7 protein-coding genes are annotated in these 4,808 nt (G+C 39.5%); all 7 read left to right on the forward strand.

Annotated features, from left to right (window positions below; genetic code table 11):
* Positions 1–957, forward strand: a 957-nt coding sequence (locus BWI44_RS02365) for an Hsp70 family protein (protein WP_286810982.1), incomplete at its 5' end; no start/stop codon positions are given.
* Between the two features lie 112 nt (positions 958–1,069).
* The gene (gene dnaJ / locus BWI44_RS02370; protein WP_286810986.1) at positions 1,070–2,215 is read left to right on the forward strand and encodes a molecular chaperone DnaJ; all 1,146 of its coding nucleotides are present in this window, start codon (positions 1,070–1,072) and stop codon (positions 2,213–2,215) included.
* Between the two features lie 156 nt (positions 2,216–2,371).
* Positions 2,372–2,824, forward strand: a complete 453-nt coding sequence (locus BWI44_RS02375; protein WP_286810993.1) for a peroxiredoxin — start codon at positions 2,372–2,374, stop codon at positions 2,822–2,824.
* A gap of 1 nt (position 2,825) precedes the next feature.
* Positions 2,826–3,257 (forward strand): YaaA family protein, encoded by a 432-nt coding sequence (locus BWI44_RS02380; RefSeq protein WP_286810996.1) that lies wholly within the window; start codon positions 2,826–2,828, stop codon positions 3,255–3,257.
* Positions 3,258–3,366: 109 nt separating this feature from the next.
* Positions 3,367–3,492, forward strand: coding sequence for a hypothetical protein (locus tag BWI44_RS02385; protein WP_286810998.1), 126 nt, complete (start codon positions 3,367–3,369; stop codon positions 3,490–3,492).
* Between the two features lie 221 nt (positions 3,493–3,713).
* Positions 3,714–3,962 carry a class I SAM-dependent methyltransferase gene (locus BWI44_RS02390; RefSeq protein WP_286810999.1) on the forward strand — a complete coding sequence of 83 codons (249 nt, stop codon included), beginning with the start codon at positions 3,714–3,716 and terminating at the stop codon, positions 3,960–3,962.
* 215 nt (positions 3,963–4,177) lie between these two features.
* The coding region (locus tag BWI44_RS02395) for a 50S ribosomal protein L11 methyltransferase (RefSeq protein ID WP_286811001.1) at positions 4,178–4,808 on the forward strand (631 nt) is incomplete at its 3' end.

Genomic DNA, 4,808 nt, shown 5'->3' on the forward strand with positions numbered 1-4,808 from the left:
GTATTATTAGTTGGTGGTTCTACAAGAATCCCAGCTGTACAAGATAAAGTTAGAATGTTAACTGGCAAAGAGCCAAGTAAAACTTTAAACCCAGATGAGTGTGTTGCAATCGGTGCTTCCATTCAGGGTGGTAAATTAGCTGGCGATGCTGGTGCTGGTGACATCCTTCTTCTTGATGTTACTCCACTTAGCTTATCCATTGAGACAATGGGTGGTGTAGCTACTAGATTAATAGAGAGAAATACAACGATTCCTACAAAGAAGAGCCAGGTATTCTCTACTGCAGCTGATAATCAGACAGCAGTTGATATTAATATCGTACAGGGTGAAAGACAGTTTGCTAGAGATAACAAATCCCTTGGCCAATTCAGACTTGATGGTATCCCACCAGCAAGAAGAGGTGTTCCTCAAATCGAAGTTACTTTTGATATCGATGCTAACGGTATTGTTAACGTATCCGCTAAGGATCTTGGAACTGGTAAAGAGCAACACATCACTATCACTGCAGGATCTAACATGAGTGATGATGATATCGATAAGGCAGTAAAAGAAGCAGCTGAATACGAAGCTCAGGATAAGAAACGTAAAGAGGCTGTTGATACAAGAAATGATGCAGATGCTATGGTATTCCAGACTGAGAAAGCTTTACAGGAAGTTGGCGATAAGATCGCAGATGCTGACAAATCCGCTGTAGAAGCAGATCTTGCTCACTTAAAAGAATTAGTAGAGAAATCTAACCCAGAAGTTATGTCTGAAGGTGAAGTAGAAGACCTAAAGGCTGCTAAAGAGAAGTTAATGAACTCTGCTCAGGCACTATTCTCTAAAGTATATGAGCAAGCTCAGGCAGCAGGTCAGGCAGGTCCTGGTCCAGATATGGGTGGCGCAGCAGGTCAGGACGCTGGCGCATCTAATGTTCAGGACGACAATGTTGTTGATGGAGACTACAGAGAAGTATAAAATTACAAGTAGAAATAAGTAATTAGAAGTGATATACTTCTTGTTACTATAAAAGATAGGCTGTCTTAAGGAGATAGCCTATCTTTCGAATTGTTAATGAAAGGTGAAGGATATGGCAGACAAACGAGATTATTATGAAGTCCTAGGAGTGTCAAAACAGGCTAGTGACGCAGAGCTGAAAAAAGCATATAGAGTATTAGCCAAGAAATATCATCCCGATACCAATCCTGGGGATAAAGAAGCGGAAGCTAAGTTTAAGGAAGCAAGTGAAGCTTATGCTGTCTTAAGTGATGCTGACAAACGTAGACAATACGATCAGTTTGGTCATGCTGCCTTTGAAAACGGCGGTGGTGGCGGAGCAGGTGGCTTCGACTTTAACGGTATGGATATGGGAGATATCTTTGGAGATATCTTTGGTGATTTGTTTGGCGGTGGAAGAAGCCGTAGATCAAGCAATGGTCCAATGAAAGGTGCTAATGTACGTACCAGCGTGCGCATTACCTTTGAAGAAGCTTGCTTTGGCGTAGAAAAAGAATTGGACTTAAACCTTAAGGAAGAGTGTGAGACTTGCCATGGTAGTGGTGCAAAGGCTGGAACAACTCCAGAAACTTGTCCTAAGTGTCATGGTAAAGGACAGGTAGTATATACACAGCAATCCTTCTTTGGAATGACTCAGAGTGTTCAGCCTTGTCCTGACTGTAACGGAAAAGGAAAGATTGTCAAAGAGAAGTGTTCTGATTGCTATGGTACCGGTTATATAAGTAGAAGAAAGAAGATTTCTGTTTCTATTCCAGCAGGTATTGATGATGGTCAGAGCATTCGAATTCAGGGTAAAGGTGAACCTGGACAGAATGGTGGCCAGAGAGGCGATTTGTTAGTTGAAGTAATAGTAAGCAGACATCCTATTTTCATCCGTCAGGATTATGATATCTTCTCTACAGTATCCATCTCATTTGCACAGGCTGCATTAGGTGGGGATTTAAAGATTAAGACAGTAGATGGAGAAGTAATCTATACAGTAAAACCTGGAACACAGACAGATACGAAGGTACGTTTACGTGGTAAAGGTGTACCTACTCTACGTAATAAAAACGTCCGTGGTGATCACTATGTTACATTGGTAGTCAATGTGCCAACCAAATTAACCAATGAGCAGAAAGAGTTGTTGGAGAAGTTTGATGAAGCTATGGGCGGTACAGTTGCTTCAACCGGAGCAGAAGAGGATTCTAAGAAGAAAAAAGGATTCTTTAAGAAATAATATAAACTAAAAGTTCTGTATTCTAAGTATTGGAGTACAGAACTTTTTTTGTTACAAAATGCACTCTATTTCTATATCCAGTTATATATGGTAGAATGGCATGGTATAAAAAATGCAAAACTAGTAACAGAAGAGAGTATAGGAAGGTGAAACATTATGTTAGAAATTGGAACAAAAGCACCATCATTTGAATTACCAGATCAGAATGGTGATATGCATACATTAGAGGAATACAGAGGAAAGAAAGTGATTCTATATTTCTATCCAAGGGACAATACACCGGGCTGTACGAAACAGGCATGTGGATTTGGAGAACTATATCCACAAATTATGGAGAAGAATGCAATTGTAGTTGGAATCAGTAAGGATAGTGTAGCATCTCATAAGAGATTTGAAGAAAAATACAATTTACCATTTACTATTCTGGCAGATCCTGAGCTTACAGCAATTCAGGCATACGATGTATGGAAAGAGAAAACGAACTATGGAAAGACATCTATGGGTGTTGTACGTACTACGTATTTAATCGATGAGGAAGGTACCATCGTGCAGGCATTAGGTAAAGTGAAAACGGCTACTAATCCGGCAGAGATGTTAGAAAAGCTATAGCATGAGAATTCTTATTTCACCAGCGAAAAAGATGGTTGTAGATACAGATACCTATGCTGTAATGGGTTGCCTGTATTTATGGAAGATACAAAAAAGAATACTTACGACGATAAAGAAATTGTCATATGAAGAAGCCAAAGCATTATGGCAATGTAATGATAAGATTGCAAAGGTAAACTATAAACGTTTTGAGGAGATGGATTTAAAGCGGAATCTTACACCTGCGATTCTAGCCTACAAGGGGTTGCAATATCAGCATATTGCTCCAGCTGTTTTTACTGAGGATGCACTTACTTATCTGGAAGCTAGTGTGCGAATCCTGTCAGGATTCTATGGGGTGCTATCTCCCTTTGATGGGGTAGTGCCGTATCGATTGGAGATGCAGGCAGAGTTGCCTATAAAAGGGAAAAAGAATCTCTATGTATATTGGTAGGATCGTCTTTACAAAGAAATCGTTAAGGGAGAGGATACAATTGTTGATTTGGCTTCCAATGAGTATTCCAAAACAATAAAACGATTTGTGACACCAGATGTTGCGCTTTATGGCAGAAAACAATGTAACGACCTTGGAAGAGATGAAAGAGTATTGTTCATTGGGCTTTGCCTACAGTGAGGAACATTCTACGGAAACAGAAATGGTATTCTTACTAAGTTCAGAACAGAAGTAGTGGAAAGGGAGGATACTATGGTGTAGATGGTGTCCTCCCTTGTTCTAGCTGTATTTTCTCACTTTTTCTGCTATAATATAGAAATTATGAAGGAGGAGATAAGATGGGAGGTTGGAATGCAGAGAAGTATTTAGAATTTAGCAAAGAAAGAACGCAGCCGGCGATGGATCTTGTGAACCGAATTGAATTAACTGATCCACAAGCAATACTGGATATAGGCTGTGGTCCTGGAAATAGAAGGTGGTGTGCTGGCTGTTCAGATACCAGTAATCTTTAGTGAACCAGTCCATCAGGTAATTCAAGAGGTAGTACATAGAGAGCATTGGAGCAGTCTGCTTAAATATAATAGAGAACTGGATATGCTTTCAGAAGAAGAGTATTTTGATCTATTAGCTGACATAACCTCTGATTTTACTACTTGGAGAGACTGCCAGAAGAGAAGAAAATGGAATTTGAAAGTGAAGTGCTAGAAGGGTTGAAACGTGAATATCCTACCAAAAAAAGGGGAGATTATCTTCCGCTTTCCACGACTTTTTATGATTGGTATGAAGTAGTAACAAAGAAATATGTAATTTTTAGTGACGTCTTGCAATTATCTGTTATAATAGTAAAGGTGATTTGGCATAGGAAGCCGAAAATACTGGAATACTTATGATGATTTAAAAATAAAAGGAGATAATTTCACATGAAATGGACCAAATATACATTGACCACCAGAACCGAAGCGGTGGATTTAATTAGCTATATGTTAGATGAACTGGGAGTAGAAGGAATCGAAATTGAGGATAAAGTACCTCTTACAGAAGCGGATAAGAAGCAGATGTTTGTAGACATTCTGCCTGATCCTGAATTTGATGACCACATTGCTACAGTTCGTTTTTACCGTGATCCAGAGGAAGATGGTACGGAACTGATTCAGAAGGTGAAAGAAGGCCTGGAGGAATTAAGACAGTTTGTAGATGTCGGAGATGGAACAATCGTTAAAGATGAAACTGAGGATAAAGACTGGATTAATAACTGGAAGGAATTCTGGCATCCATTTCGTGTGGATGACTCCATTGTAATAAAACCAACATGGGAAGACTATGATGATGTCAAGGAGGGAGACCTTGTACTTGACATTGATCCTGGTATTGCATTTGGTACGGGTTCCCATGAAACAACAAAGCTTTGCATGGTAAATGTAAAGAAGTATGTGGATGCTAACACACGTCTCTTAGATGTAGGCTGTGGAAGCGGTATTCTGTCTATTTTGGCACTGAAATTAGGTGTTAAAAAGGCTGTGGCAATTGATATTGATCCGAATGCAGTAACTC

It is taken from the genome of Bacteroides sp. Phil13, from assembly GCF_001940965.1.
GTDB lineage: Bacteria > Bacteroidota > Bacteroidia > Bacteroidales > Bacteroidaceae > Bacteroides > Bacteroides intestinalis.